14 protein-coding genes are annotated in these 13,099 nt (G+C 72.5%); 12 read left to right on the forward strand and 2 right to left on the reverse strand.

The genetic code is table 11. From position 1 onward, the window contains the following. Positions 1–116 precede the first annotated feature (116 nt). Together EPO13_01265 and EPO13_01270 are read right to left on the reverse strand one after the other, a co-directional pair. A complete protein-coding gene (locus tag EPO13_01265) occupies positions 117–605 on the reverse strand; it encodes a transcriptional regulator (GenBank protein ID TAK71150.1) in 489 nt (162 codons plus the stop codon). A 275-nt stretch (positions 606–880) separates the two neighbouring features. Beyond that, a complete protein-coding gene (locus EPO13_01270; GenBank protein TAK71151.1) occupies positions 881–1,072 on the reverse strand; it encodes a hypothetical protein in 192 nt (63 codons plus the stop codon). A 120-nt stretch (positions 1,073–1,192) separates the two neighbouring features. Between EPO13_01270 and pyrR the strand changes: the two genes are divergently transcribed. From pyrR to EPO13_01330, 12 genes are all read left to right on the forward strand, one after another. Beyond that, positions 1,193–1,762 carry a bifunctional pyr operon transcriptional regulator/uracil phosphoribosyltransferase PyrR gene (pyrR, locus tag EPO13_01275; protein ID TAK71152.1) on the forward strand — a complete coding sequence of 190 codons (570 nt, stop codon included), beginning with the start codon at positions 1,193–1,195 and terminating at the stop codon, positions 1,760–1,762. Then, complete coding sequence (locus tag EPO13_01280; protein ID TAK71153.1) at positions 1,759–2,736, forward strand: aspartate carbamoyltransferase catalytic subunit; 978 nt, start codon at positions 1,759–1,761, stop codon at positions 2,734–2,736. Before pyrR ends, EPO13_01280 begins: the two co-directional genes overlap by 4 nt. Continuing rightward, positions 2,733–4,031 carry a dihydroorotase gene (locus EPO13_01285; protein ID TAK71154.1) on the forward strand — a complete coding sequence of 433 codons (1,299 nt, stop codon included), beginning with the start codon at positions 2,733–2,735 and terminating at the stop codon, positions 4,029–4,031. Before EPO13_01280 ends, EPO13_01285 begins: the two co-directional genes overlap by 4 nt. Continuing rightward, positions 4,028–4,588: a hypothetical protein gene (locus tag EPO13_01290; protein ID TAK71155.1), complete on the forward strand. Its 561-nt coding sequence runs from the start codon at positions 4,028–4,030 to the stop codon at positions 4,586–4,588. The genes EPO13_01285 and EPO13_01290 overlap by 4 nt, the downstream gene beginning before the upstream one ends. After that, positions 4,585–5,769 (forward strand): carbamoyl-phosphate synthase small subunit, encoded by a 1,185-nt coding sequence (gene carA / locus EPO13_01295; protein TAK71156.1) that lies wholly within the window; start codon positions 4,585–4,587, stop codon positions 5,767–5,769. Before EPO13_01290 ends, carA begins: the two co-directional genes overlap by 4 nt. After that, a complete protein-coding gene (gene carB / locus EPO13_01300) occupies positions 5,769–9,125 on the forward strand; it encodes a carbamoyl-phosphate synthase large subunit (protein ID TAK71157.1) in 3,357 nt (1,118 codons plus the stop codon). Before carA ends, carB begins: the two co-directional genes overlap by 1 nt. Continuing rightward, a complete protein-coding gene (locus EPO13_01305; GenBank protein TAK71158.1) occupies positions 9,125–10,012 on the forward strand; it encodes a dihydroorotate dehydrogenase electron transfer subunit in 888 nt (295 codons plus the stop codon). Before carB ends, EPO13_01305 begins: the two co-directional genes overlap by 1 nt. A 59-nt stretch (positions 10,013–10,071) precedes the next feature. Continuing rightward, positions 10,072–11,028, forward strand: a complete 957-nt coding sequence (locus EPO13_01310) for a dihydroorotate dehydrogenase (protein TAK71204.1) — start codon at positions 10,072–10,074, stop codon at positions 11,026–11,028. Beyond that, positions 11,025–11,720: an orotidine-5'-phosphate decarboxylase gene (locus tag EPO13_01315; GenBank protein ID TAK71159.1), complete on the forward strand. Its 696-nt coding sequence runs from the start codon at positions 11,025–11,027 to the stop codon at positions 11,718–11,720. Before EPO13_01310 ends, EPO13_01315 begins: the two co-directional genes overlap by 4 nt. Before the next feature lie 115 nt (positions 11,721–11,835). Further along, positions 11,836–12,171 carry a 30S ribosomal protein S13 gene (locus EPO13_01320; GenBank protein ID TAK71160.1) on the forward strand — a complete coding sequence of 112 codons (336 nt, stop codon included), beginning with the start codon at positions 11,836–11,838 and terminating at the stop codon, positions 12,169–12,171. Beyond that, the gene (locus tag EPO13_01325) at positions 12,159–12,746 is read left to right on the forward strand and encodes a guanylate kinase (protein TAK71161.1); all 588 of its coding nucleotides are present in this window, start codon (positions 12,159–12,161) and stop codon (positions 12,744–12,746) included. Before EPO13_01320 ends, EPO13_01325 begins: the two co-directional genes overlap by 13 nt. A 74-nt stretch (positions 12,747–12,820) precedes the next feature. Beyond that, positions 12,821–13,099 carry a DNA-directed RNA polymerase subunit omega gene (locus tag EPO13_01330; GenBank protein TAK71162.1) on the forward strand — a complete coding sequence of 93 codons (279 nt, stop codon included), beginning with the start codon at positions 12,821–12,823 and terminating at the stop codon, positions 13,097–13,099.

Consider the following 13,099-nt stretch of genomic DNA (forward strand, 5'->3'; position numbering starts at 1 on the left):
GCGGTGCCACCGGAAGGGCGCACAACGCTGGACCGTTGCCGACCCTTGCGGTGGCAGCGGCGGAGCCACGCTGCCCTACGGCCGCAGCGATTTTGTGGTGCCGCCGTCCGACGTGGTCAGTCCAGGGCGTGCCGGGCCTCGGGGTTGAGGACTCCCCAGGCGATGAGTTGGTCGGCGAGCATGCTCGGCGGCTCGTCGTAGATGACCGCCAGGGTGCGCAGGTCGTCCTGACGGATGGACAGGATCCGTCCGTTGTAGTCGCCGCGCTGCGCTTGGATGGCAGCGGCGTACCGCGCCAGCGGCCCGGCCTTCTCGGCCGGGACCTGACCCAACCGTTCCAGGTCGATGACCAGTCGCGGAGGCGGTTCGGCGGCGGAGTTCGGGGAACCGTCCGGGAGCAGTTCGGAGACCGGTACGCCGTAGAAGTCGGCGAGCTCGGCGAGCTTCTGCACCGTGACGGCGCGGTCGCCGCGTTCGTAGGACCCGACGACGACCGCCTTCCAGCGGCCGTCGGACCGTTCCTCGACACCGTGCAGCGACAAGCCCTGCTGCTGGCGGATGGCGCGCAGCCGTGAGCCCAGCGCCTTCGCGTAGTCGGTGGCCATGGTGCGCTCCAGGTGCAGTGGTCGTCAGGTGCGGTCGTCGTCAAGTGCAGTGGTCGTCAGGTGCGGTCGTCGTCAGGTGCAGTCGCCGCGGCTCGGCGCCGTACGTGTCACGTCGCGTCGCCGCCGCTCTGGTGACGTCACTGGACGTTACGGAGCGTGATCGAGGGGAAGCAACTCAGCGGGCGACCGTTGCTCCATCCGGCGCAGACCGGGGCAGACCGTTCGGCGCAGACCGTCCGGCGCAGACCGTCCGGCTTTGCGCGCCTTGACGTCGCTCACGGCGGCCTTGGGCCGCCGCTGAGCGACCACAACGCGCGCAACACCGGAAACGACGACGGCAACACCGGAAACGACGACGCCACCGCCGGGACCATGACGGCAACACCGGAAACGACGACGGCGACGCCGGGACCGACGACGCCACCGCCGGGACCGACGACGGCGACGCAGGGATCGACGACGGCCACGACGCGGCCGGGGGGTGGCGACGCCGGATTGGGGGAACGGCTTGCGCTGCTAGGCTCAGCGGCGCAACGACGTCCTTTAACGACCCGTCCGGCGAGGCGGGGAAGGAGGTCGGCTGACTGATGACGTCTGCCGCCGATCCCGCTGGCGCTCCTGCGCCGGCCCGGCCCGTCCTCGATTCCGGCGAGATAGCCCGTGCGCTGACCCGGGTCGCCCACGAGATCGTCGAACGTGGCAAGGGCGCCGCCGATCTGGTCGTCCTCGGCATTCCCACCCGTGGCGTCGCGCTCGCCCAGCGGATCGCCACCCGGATCGGTCAGATCGAAGGGACCACGGTCCCCTGCGGAGCGCTCGACGTCACGATGTACCGCGACGACCTGCGGCTGCGGCCGGCGCGCGCGCCGGCGCCCACGGACATCCCGGCCGGCGGCGTGGACGGCCGCGTCGTGGTCCTGGTCGACGACGTGCTGTTCTCCGGCCGTACGGCGCGCGCCGCGCTCGATGCGCTCGGCGACATCGGTCGGCCCGCGGTCGTGCAGCTGGCGGTGCTGGTTGACCGCGGCCACCGGGAGTTGCCGATCCGCGCCGACTACGTCGGCAAGAACATCCCGACCTCGTTGCGCGAGGTGGTCCGGGTGCAACTGGCCGAGTACGACGGGGTCGACGCGGTCGTGCTGGGACCGGCCCGGTGAACCGGCACCTGCTCAGCGCGGCCGACCTGAGCCGGGACGATGCGTTGCTCGTCCTGGATACCGCCGCGGAACTGGCGCGGCTGTCGCAACGGTCGGTGCGCAAGCTGCCGACGCTGCGCGGCCGGACGGTGGTGAACCTGTTCTACGAGGATTCGACCCGTACCCGGATCTCCTTCGAGGCCGCCGCGAAACGGCTGTCGGCCGACGTCATCAACTTCGTCGCCAAGGGTTCCAGCGTGTCGAAGGGCGAAAGCCTGAAGGACACCGCGTTGACCTTGCAGGCGATGGGGGCCGACGCCGTGGTGATCCGTCACGCAGCGTCCGGTGCGCCCCACCGGTTGGCGCACTCCGGCTGGATCGGCGGGACGGTGGTCAACGCCGGCGACGGCACCCACGAACACCCGACGCAGGCGCTGCTGGACGCGTACACGATGCGCAACCGGCTCTGCGGCGGCGTCGGCGGCCTCGACGGGCGGCGGGTCACCATCGTCGGCGACGTGCTGCACAGCCGCGTCGCGCGGTCGAACATCCTGCTGCTGCACACCCTCGGGGCGCACGTCACCGTCGTCGGCCCGCCGACGCTGCTGCCGGTGGGCATCGATACCTGGCCCTGTGACGTCAGCTTCGACCTGGATGCGCCGCTGCCGAAGTCCGACGTGGTGATGATGCTGCGGGTGCAGGTCGAGCGGATGAACGCCGCGTACTTCCCGAGCGCCCGGGAGTACAGCCGGCGGTACGGGTTGGACGTCCGCCGTACGTCGTTGCTGCCCGAGCACGCGATCGTGATGCACCCGGGCCCGATGAACCGCGGCATGGAGATCGCCGCCGACGTGGCCGATTCGGGGCGGTCGGCGATCGTCGAACAGGTCACCAACGGGGTCAGTGTCCGGATGGCCGTGCTGTACCTGCTGTTGGGCGGCGCGCAGTTCGGCGAGCCCGCCGTTGCCGTCGAATCGGAGGACAACCGCCCATGACCGGTCCCGATTACGTACTGCGCGGCGCCCGGCCGTACGGCGGTGATCCCGTCGACCTCGTGCTCGCCGACGGCCGGATCGTCGAGGTGGCGGCGCCGGGGACGGCGTCGCGGGCCGGCGCCGGCGTCGTCGACGCCGACGGTCTGGTGGCGTTGCCCGGTCTGGTCGACCTGCACACCCACCTGCGCGAGCCCGGCCGCGAGGACGCCGAGACCGTCGAGACCGGCTCCTGCGCAGCGGCTCTGGGCGGTTTCACGGCGGTCCATGCGATGGCCAACACCGATCCGGTCGCCGACACCGCGGGGGTGGTGGAGCAGGTCTGGCGGCTCGGTCAGCGCGTGGGCCTGGTCGAGGTCCGGCCGGTCGGCGCGGTCACGGTCGGCCTCGACGGGGAACGGTTGGCCGAGCTCGGGGCGATGGCCGACAGCGCCGGGGGCGTCCGGCTGTTCAGTGACGACGGCCGCTGCGTGAGCGACGCCGTGCTGATGCGCCGCGCGCTGGAGTACGTCAAGGCGTTCGACGGTGCCATCGCGCAGCACGCCCAGGAGCCCCGGCTGACCGAGGGCGCCCAGATGAACGAGGGGGTGCTCAGCGGTGTCCTCGGCCTGCGCGGCTGGCCGGCGGTGGCCGAGGAGGCCATCGTCGCGCGCGACACCCTGCTGGCCGCCCACGTCGGGTCGCGGCTGCACGTCTGCCACGTGTCGACGGCGGGCACCGTCGAGATCGTCCGCGCGGCCAAGGCCCGCGGCATCGCGGTCACCGCGGAGGTCACCCCGCATCACCTCAGCCTCACCGACGAGCTGGCCACGACCTACGACCCGGTCTACAAGGTGAACCCGCCGCTGCGGACCAAGGCCGACGTCGAGGCGGTGCGGGCGGGACTGGCCGACGGGACCATCGACGCCGTCGCCACCGACCACGCGCCGCATCCGCACGAGGACAAGGACTGCGAGTGGGCCGACGCGGCCTTCGGCATGGTCGGCCTGCAGACCGCACTGGGGGTGACCGTCGAGGCCACCAGCGGTCCGGACGGCCCCGACTGGCGGCTGCTGGCCGACCGGATGTCGGTGCGACCGGCCCGCATCGGCCGGGTCGCCGGACAGGGGCGGCCGCTGGCGGTCGGCGAACCGGCCCACGTCGTGCTGGTCGACCCGGCGGCGCGGTGGGTCGTCGACCCGGCGGCGCTGGCCAGCCGCAGCCGCAACACTCCGTTCGCGGGCCGCGAACTGCCGACCCGGGTGGTCGCCACGTTCTTCGCCGGCCGCGCCACGGTGCTGGACGGAGCGCTCACGTGAGCGGTGGCGACGGAGCGCTGGCGGCCGCGTCGGCACCGGTGACCCAGGGCACGGTCCGGTTCCTGCTCGTCCTGGCGTTGCTCGGTGTCGTCGGGCTGGCGCTGTGGGCGATGCGCCGCGGCTGGGTACGGCGAGGCCGCCGGCAGGCCGACGTGCCCGCGCCGGCACCGCCGCCGGCGCGGCTGTCGGCGCCGCTGGTCGACCGGCTGGACGGCCTGTACGTCGGCACGGTCCGGTCCGGCGACTGGCTGGACCGGATCGTCGCGCACGGCCTCGGTACACGCAGCGCCGCCTCGCTCACCGTGACGGCCGAGGGCGTGCTGCTCGATCGGGCGGGCGGCGCCGAGCTGTTCGTCCCGGCTACTGCCCTGCGGGCGGTGAGCCTGCAGCGGGGTATCGCCGGCCGGGTGTACGAGGCGCACGGGGTGCTGGTGCTCACCTGGTCGCTGGGCGATCTGGTGCTGGACACCGGGTTCCGCGCCCGGCACACCGCGGATCACGAAGCGGTCGCCGTCGCGGTGGCAGGACTGGTCCACGCCCAGGAGGGAGCTGCATGACCGCGCTGATAGGACGTTCGGCGGTGCCGGGGATGCTCGTGCTGGAGGACGGCCGGGTGCTGCGGGGATCGTCGTTCGGGGCGGTCGGCGAGACGTTCGGCGAGGCGGTGTTCGCCACCGGGATGTCCGGTTACCAGGAGACGCTGACCGACCCGTCGTACCACCGGCAGGTCGTGGTGATGACCGCGCCGCACGTCGGCAACACCGGGATGAACGACGAGGACGCTGAGTCGCGCCGGATCTGGGTCGCCGGGTTCGTCGTACGCGACCCGTCACGGGTCGCCAGCAACTGGCGATCGCGCCGGACCCTGGACGACGAGCTGCGGGCCGGCGGCGTGGTCGGGGTGTGCGACATCGACACTCGGGCGCTGACCCGGCACCTGCGCGAACGGGGCGCCATGCGCGTCGGGCTGTTCAGCGGCGACGCCGCGGCGGCCCCGGTCGACGACCTCGTCGAGCGGGTGCTGGCCAGTCCGCCGATGACCGGCGCGGACCTCACCGGCGCGGTCACGACGCCGGAGCCCTACGTCGTGCCGGCGATCGGCGAGAAGCGGTTCACCGTCGCGGCCGTCGATCTTGGCATCAAGGCCATGACGCCGCATCGCATGGCGCAGCGGGGGATCGAGGTGCACGTGCTGCCGGCGACGGTGAGCGCCGCGGACCTGCTGGCAGTGCCGGCCGATGGTGTCTTCCTGTCCAACGGACCCGGCGATCCCGCCGCGGCCGACCATGCGGTCAGTCTCGCCCAGGCGGCGCTGGACGTGAGCCGGCCGCTGTTCGGGATCTGTTTCGGCAATCAGATCCTCGGCCGGGCGCTCGGCTTCGGCACGTACAAGCTGAAGTACGGCCACCGGGGCATCAACCAGCCGGTGCAGGACCGGGTCACCGGCCGGGTCGAGGTCACCGCGCACAACCACGGCTTCGCCGTCGACGCCCCGCTGGACCGGGTCTGCGACACCCCGTACGGCCGCGCCGAGGTCAGTCACGTCAACCTCAACGACGACGTGGTCGAGGGACTGCACTGCCTGGACGTCCCGGCGTTCAGCGTGCAGTACCACCCGGAAGCCGCCGCCGGGCCGCACGACGCGGCGTACCTGTTCGACCGGTTCTGTTCGTACCTGGGCGGTTTCGTCGATGCCCCAGACTCAGGCGGCGCGACCGCCGGGAAGGGCGGCCGCTGATGCCCCGCCGCCACGACCTGCGTTCGGTCCTCGTCATCGGCTCCGGCCCGATCGTGATCGGCCAGGCCTGCGAGTTCGACTACTCCGGGACGCAGGCCTGCCGGGTGCTGCGCGCCGAGGGGCTCCGGGTGATCCTGGTCAACAGCAACCCGGCGACGATCATGACCGACCCCGAGTTCGCGGACGCGACCTACGTCGAACCGATCACCCCGCAGATCGTCGAGAAGATCATCGCCCGGGAACGCCCCGACGCCCTGCTGGCCACGCTCGGCGGCCAGACCGCGCTGAACACCGCAATGTCGTTGCACGCCAATGGAGTCCTGCAGCGGTACGACGTCGAGCTGATCGGTGCCAACGTCGACGCCATCGAGGCCGGCGAGAATCGCGAACGGTTCAAGGAGCTGGTCGACACGATCGTGGTCGACGGCGTGCGCGCACAGAGCGCTCGCAGCCACATCTGTCACTCCCTCGACGAATGCCTGCAGGCCGCCGACGACCTCGGCTACCCGGTGGTCGTGCGGCCCTCATTCACCATGGGCGGTGCCGGTTCGGGCTTCGCCCACGACCCGGTGGAACTGCGGCGCATCGCCGGCGCCGGGCTGACGGCCAGTCCCACGCACGAGGTCCTGCTGGAGGAATCCATCCTCGGCTGGAAGGAGTATGAACTCGAGCTCATGCGCGACCACGCCGACAACGTGGTGGTCGTCTGCAGCATCGAGAACGTCGATCCGGTCGGCGTGCACACCGGCGACTCGATCACCGTCGCCCCGGCGCTGACGCTGACCGACCGCGAGTACCAGCGACTGCGCGACATCGGCATCGCGGTGATCCGGGCGGTCGGCGTCGACACCGGTGGCTGCAACATCCAGTTCGCCGTCGATCCGGCCGACGGCCGGATCATCGTCATCGAGATGAACCCGCGGGTGTCCCGGTCGAGCGCGCTGGCGAGCAAGGCGACCGGTTTCCCCATCGCCAAGATCGCCGCCAAGCTCGCGATCGGCTACACCCTCGACGAGATCGCCAACGACATCACGCGGGAAACCCCGGCGAGTTTCGAGCCGACGCTGGACTACGTCGTAGTCAAGGTGCCCCGCTTCGCGTTCGAGAAGTTCCCGGCAGCGGACACCACGTTGACCACGACGATGAAGAGCGTGGGCGAGGCCATGGCCATCGGCCGCAACTACGGCGAGGCGCTGCAGAAGGCGCTGCGGTCGGTCGAGCGGCCCGAGGCGGTCTTCAGCTGGGCGGCCGACCCGGCGACCATCGACGTGGCCGACTGCCTGCAGCGGATGGCGACCCCGCACGACGGCCGGATCCTGCTGGTACAGCAGGCGTTGTGGGCCGGGGCCACCGTCGAGCAGGTGTACGCAGCCACCGGTATCGACCCGTGGTTCCTCGACCAGATCGGGTTGCTGAACGAGATCGCCGCCGTGGTGGCCGAGGCCGACGAGCTCGACGCGGACGTGCTGCGGCTGGCGAAACGACACGGGTTCTCCGACCGGCAGCTGGCCGGTATTCGCGGCCGCGGCGAGGCCGAGATCCGTCAGCTGCGTCACCGGCTCGGCGTCCGGCCGGTGTTCAAGACCGTCGACACCTGCGCCGCGGAGTTCGCCGCCCGTACGCCGTACCACTACTCCTCGTACGACGACGAGACCGAGGTGGCGCCCCGGACCAAACCGGCGGTGCTGATCCTCGGCAGCGGGCCGAACCGGATCGGGCAGGGCATCGAGTTCGACTACTCGTGCGTCCACGCCGCCACCACGCTGAGCCGGGCCGGGTACGAGACCGTCATGGTCAACTGCAATCCCGAGACGGTGTCGACCGACTACGACACCGCCGACCGGCTGTACTTCGAACCGCTGACGTTGGAGGACGTGCTGGAGGTCGTGCACGCGGAGTCCGCGGCGGGGCCGGTCGCCGGGGTGATCGTGCAGCTGGGCGGACAGACCCCGCTCGGGCTGGCCCAAGAGCTCAAGGACGCCGGCGTGCCGATCGTCGGGACCAGCCCGGAGTCCATCCACCTGGCCGAGGAGCGCGGCGCGTTCGGGCAGGTTCTTGCCGACGCCGGGTTGCCGGCGCCCAAGCACGGCACCGCGTCGTCGTTCGCCGAGGCCAAGCAGATCGCCGACGCGATCGGCTACCCCGTCCTGGTGCGGCCCTCCTACGTGCTGGGCGGCCGCGGCATGGAGATCGTGTACGACGAGGCGATGCTCGCCGAGTACCTGCAGCGGGCCACCGAGGTCCATCCCGAGCGCCCCGTCCTGGTGGACCGGTTCCTCGACGACGCCGTCGAGATCGACGTCGACGCGCTGTACGACGGCGAGCAGCTCTACCTCGCCGGGGTCATGGAACACATCGAGGAGGCGGGGATCCACTCCGGGGACTCCGCCTGCGCGCTGCCGCCGATCACGCTGGGACGCTCCGACCTCGACCGGATCCGCGCCTCCACCGAGGCGATCGCCCGCGGCGTCGGCGTACGCGGCCTGCTCAACGTCCAGTACGCCCTGGTGTCGGACACCCTCTATGTGCTGGAAGCCAATCCGCGGGCGTCCCGTACCGTCCCCTTCGTGTCCAAAGCGACGGCGGTCCCGCTCGCCCAGGCCGCGGCGCGGGTGATGATGGGCGCGACGGTGGCGCAGTTGCGGTCCGAGGGGCTGCTGCCGGCGCACGGTGACGGCGGGACGCTGCCGATCGGCGCGCCGATCTCGGTGAAGGAGGCCGTGCTGCCGTTCGGCCGCTTCCAGGGGGTCGACACGGTGCTCGGTCCGGAGATGCGGTCCACCGGCGAGGTTATGGGGATCGACAGCTTCTTCGGTACGGCGTTCGCGAAGTCGCAGATGGCGACGTACGGTCGCGGCCTGCCGACCGCGGGACGGATCTTCGTGTCGGTCGCCAACCGGGACAAGCGGACGATGATCTTTCCGGTGAAGCGGCTGGCCGATCTCGGCTTCGAGGTGCTGGCCACCGAGGGGACCGCGGAAGTGTTGCGCCGCAATGGAGTCAAGGCTGGCGTCCTGCGCAAGCACTCCGAGGGCCCGGGCGAGGACGGCACGCCGACGACCGTGCAGGCCATCCTCGCCGGCGACGTCGAGATGGTGGTGAACACCCCGTTCGGGGTCGGGCCGCGGGTGGACGGGTACGAGATCCGCACTGCCGCAGTGCTGGCCGGCGTGCCGTGCATCACCACGGTGCAGGGTCTGGCTGCGGCGGTGCAGGGCATCGAGGCCGTCGTCGGCGGCGAGATCAACGTCCGTTCGCTGCAGGAACACGCTCAGGAGCTGGCCGCTCTGCGCTCCCGGCCGGATCCCCGCGCTGGCGGCCCGGTCGGTCGGCCGGCCCGGGACGGCGGTCGCTGATGCCGGTCCAGGTCAAGGGCGAGGTGCTCGCGCTGCGCCGGGTCGGTGGCTATCACGTCATGACCATCACCTGTCCCGGAGTGCCGGAGCTGACCCGGCCCGGGCACTTCCTCACCCTGGCCGTGGGCGGCGAGGAAAGCGGCATGGTGCTGCGGCGTGCCTTCAGCATCCACAAGGTGCAGTCCCGCGGCGTGTACGGCGGCACCGCCGACATCGTCTTCGCGGTCAACGGCAAGGGCACCCGCTGGTTGGCCGAGCGGCACCGGCACGATCCGCTCGAGGTCGTCGGCCCGCTCGGCCGGCCGTTCGCGCTGCCCCGCGAGCCGGTGTCCTGCGTGCTGGTCGGCGGCGGCTACGGGTCGGCGCCGCTGTTCATGCTCGCCGAGCAGTTGCGCGCCCGGGGCTGCCGGGTCGACGTGGTCCTCGGCGCGGCACGCGAGGACAAGCTGTTCGGCGTACTGGACGCCAAGCGGATGGCCGCCTCCCTCACGCTGACGACCGACGACGGCTCGGTGGGAGAGCGAGGCCGGGTCACCGACGTGCTGCCCGAACTGCTGCGCCGGGTGGGCGGCGAGGTGGTCTACGCCTGCGGCCCGATGCCCATGCTCGCCGCGGTCGCCGAGCAGGCCGCCGCGCACGGCGCGCACAGCCAGACCGCGGTCGAGGAGTCCATGGCGTGCGGCGTCGGGGTCTGCATGACCTGCGTGCTACCGGTGGTCGGCGACGACGGGCAGACCCGGATGCTGCGCTCGTGCGTGGACGGACCGGTGTTCCGAGGTGACCGGGTCCGCTGGGCCGACGTCGGTACGGTGCCCGCGGACTGCCTCGGCGCTCCCGAGCCGGAGCCGGAGGCCGCCGTACCGGCCGCGAACGGAGGCCCGTCGTGACCCGAGCCGTCATCGCCTACGGCCCCCGGCAGCGCCCGGACGTGCTGCCCGACGTCGACATGTCCACGTCGCTGGCCGGCGCCACGCTGCCCAGTCCCGTGCTGACCGCATCCGGCTGTGCCGCAGCGGGTCGCGAGCTCGACCAGTTCCTCGACGTGGCCTCGCTCGGCGCCGTGGTGACCAAGAGCATCATGCTGCGGCCGCGGTCGGGCCGCCCGACGCCGCGGATGGCCGAGACCCCCGCCGGCATGCTCAACTCGATCGGCTTGCAGGGCCCGGGGATCGACGCGTTCCTGGAGCACGACCTCGCCTGGCTGCGGGAACGTGGCGCGCGCGCGGTGGTGTCCATCGCCGGGGGGTCCATCGACGAGTACACCCGGCTCGCGCAGAAGCTGCGCCACGTCAGCGACATCACGGCGATCGAGGTCAACATCTCCTGCCCGAACGTCGAGAGCCGCGGGCAGGTCTTCGCCTGCGACCCGAGCGCCGCGGCGGCGGTGATCCACACCGTCCGCCGCAGTTCCGCGCCGGGGCTGCCGGTGCTGGCGAAACTGTCGCCGGACGTCACCGACATCACCGTGATCGCCGGTGCCTGCATCGACGCCGGCGCCGACGGGATCTCGTTGATCAACACGGCCCTCGGCATGGTCATCGATACCGACACGATGCGACCGGCGCTGGCCGGGATCACCGGGGGCCTGTCCGGACCGGCGATCCGGCCGATCGCGGTCCGCTGCATCTGGCAGGTCCGGCAGGCGTTTCCCGACATCCCGATCCTGGGGATGGGCGGGATCCGCACCGGCCGGGACGCCCTGGAACTCGTGCTGGCCGGCGCGGACGCGGTATCGGTCGGTACGGCGACGTTCAACGACCCGTCGGCACCGGCCCGAGTCGCCGCGGAGCTGACCCGGGCGCTGGCGGAGCGTGGCTTCGACCGGTTCCGGGACGCGGTGTCGTTCGCGCATCGCGACCCGGCCGCCGCCCTCGGCGACGACGACGGCGAGGTCGGCCCGTGACCGCGGCGCTCGCGGTCGCCCTCGACGCCCCGGACCTGGCGACGGTGCGGGCCTGGTCCGGTGCCGTTGCGCCGTACGTGAGCACCCTGAAGGTCGGCCTGCAGGTGTATCTGCGCGACGGCGAGGCCGGCGTCCGGGCGGCCCGGCAGGCCGCTGCCGACGCCGGCTCGCCCTGCGAGCTCTTCCTGGACCTGAAGCTGCACGACATCCCGGCGACCGTCGGCGGGGCGGCACGGTCGCTGGCACCGCTGCGTCCGGCGTACGTCACCGTGCACGCCAGCGGCGGGGCGGCGATGGTGCGCGCCGCCGTCGAGGGCCTGCCCGGCTGTTGCGTGGTCGCGGTGACCGTGCTGACCTCGCTCGGCCCGCAGGACCTGGCCGCGGTCGGCCTCGCCGGCCCGGCCGGTACGGCGGCGACCCGGCTGGCCGAACTCGCTGTCGCGGCCGGGGCGACCGGGGTCGTCTGCTCGCCGCAGGAGGTGGCCGCGGTCCGCGCCGCGGTGGGCCCCGAGATCACCCTGATCACGCCGGGGATCCGCCCCGCGGGCGCTGCGCTGGGCGACCAGCAGCGGGTCGCCACGCCGCAACAGGCCCTGGCCGACGGCGCCGACCTGCTCGTGGTCGGCCGGCCGATCACCGGGGCCGCCGATCCGGGCGCCGCCGCCGCGGCGATGGCGGCGAGCCTGCGCTGACGCGATGGCCGGAGCCGTCCGCCCGGCCCGGTGCGATACCGTCGCCGACGTCGCCGGCGGCCGGGGGCGAGCCGCTCGGTGACCCCACGATCGGACCGGCACGAAGGCAGGTCAGATGGCCCTCCCGAACCTCACCGCGGAGCAGCGTGCCGCGGCATTGGCCCAGGCCGCGGCGGCCCGGCGACTGCGCGCGGAGGTCAAGAACCGCCTGAAGCACTCCGGCGCCGACATCGGTGACGTGATTCGCGACGGGCAGTCCGACGAGGGCGCCGGCAAGGTCATCGGGAAGCTGCGGGTCTCCGCACTGCTGGAATCCATGCCCGGAGTGGGCAAGGTCCGCGCCCGGCAGATCATGGAACGGCTGGGCATCGCCGAGTCCCGGCGGGTGCGCGGCCTCGGGCCGCACCAGATCGCCGCCCTGGAGGGCGAGTTCTCCCGATCCGGGTCGTGAACCGCCTCACGGTGCTGTCCGGTCCGTCCGGCGTCGGCAAGAGCACGGTCGTGGCCCGGCTGCGCGCCGAGCACCCCGACGTCTGGGTGTCGGTGTCGGCGACGACCCGGCCGCCGCGCCCCGGGGAGACCGACGGCGTCGACTACCGCTTCGTCACCGCCGACCACTTCGACGCCCTGGTCGCCGCCGGCGCGCTGCTGGAGTGGGCGGAGTTCGCCGGCAACCGGTACGGCACCCCCCGGGCCGACGTCGAACGGCAGCTGGCGGCCGGCATCCCGGTGCTGCTGGAGATCGAACTGCAGGGGGCGCGGCAGGTCCGCGCGGCGATGCCGGACGCCCGGCTGGTCTTCCTGGCCCCGCCGAGCTGGGAGGAGCTCCGCCGGCGGCTGGTGGGTCGCGGCACCGAGCCGGCCGACGTCATCGCCCGGCGCCTGGAGGTGGCCCGGCAGGAGCTGGCCGCGGAGCGGGAGTTCGACGCCACCGTGGTGAACTCGTCGGTCGGTGACGCCGCGGCCGCCTTGGTAGAGTTGCTCGGTTCCTCCTGCGGCCAGCGCGCCGGCGACGACCGCGGCTGACCACCGAGGACACCCGAACCACCGGACCCCACCGCTCTGCTTCACCGCCGCCGTACCCGACCGGAAGGCCACTCGTGCCCACGTCAGCCCGTCCTGAGGGCATCACCCATCCGTCGATCGACGAGCTGCTCGAGGCGACCGACTCGAAGTACTCGCTGGTGATCTACGCGGCCAAGCGGGCGCGGCAGATCAACGCGTACTACTCCCAGCTCGGCGAGGGCCTGCTGGAGTACGTCGGTCCCCTCGTGGAGACGCACGTGCAGGAGAAGCCGCTGTCGATCGCGATGCGGGAGATCAACGCCGGCCTGCTGGTCGCCGAGCCGATCGAGCCGCTGGAGGAGGCGGCGGGCTGA

Source organism: Actinomycetota bacterium (genome assembly GCA_004297305.1).
In the GTDB taxonomy this organism is placed as follows: Bacteria; Actinomycetota; Actinomycetes; order S36-B12; family FW305-bin1; genus FW305-bin1.